We start from the raw sequence: 526 nt of genomic DNA on the forward strand, positions 1-526 counted from the left end.
CTCCGTGTTCTTGGCGTTGAACGGCCTTATCGGCGCCGTCTGCACGAATTTTCTTCATTTCTAATAATCGTTCGATCATTGACCTGCGATGCCTTTCAGTTGAGTGATAGCACCTTCAAGGTCGCTTGGCTCATGGGTACCTTGACGTAAAAATGCGCGAATATCGTCACTTTGCGCGATTGCCAGATCGGCTCGCGGGTCAGCGCCATGTTGGTACTCGCCGATTTTGATAAGCAGCTCGACTTCTTCATATTTCGCCAACATTTCACGCAGATGCGCGGCAGATGCTTGATGATTCGGCTCGACAATTTGGTTCATTACTCGGCTTGCAGAGCGGAGCACATCGATGGCCGGGTAGTGGTTCATCGCTGCCAATTTCCGCGAAAGGATAATGTGTCCATCCAGAATGGAGCGCGTTTCATCTGCGACAGGCTCGGTCATGTCGTCACCTTCGACCAATACGGTGTAAAGGGCAGTGATAGAGCCTTTGTCCGATTGGCCTGCACGCTCCATTAGTTTTGGCAGT

General features: G+C 51.3%; 2 pseudogenes. Both read right to left on the reverse strand.

Annotated features, from left to right (window positions below):
• Window positions 1-79: pseudogene (locus R7Q48_RS30785) on the reverse strand (type III secretion protein); the annotation flags it as partial.
• Window positions 76-526: pseudogene (gene vscN, locus R7Q48_RS30790) on the reverse strand (SctN family type III secretion system ATPase VscN); the annotation flags it as partial. The pseudogenes R7Q48_RS30785 and vscN, both read right to left, overlap by 4 nt.

It is taken from the genome of Vibrio sp. 378, from assembly GCF_033339435.1.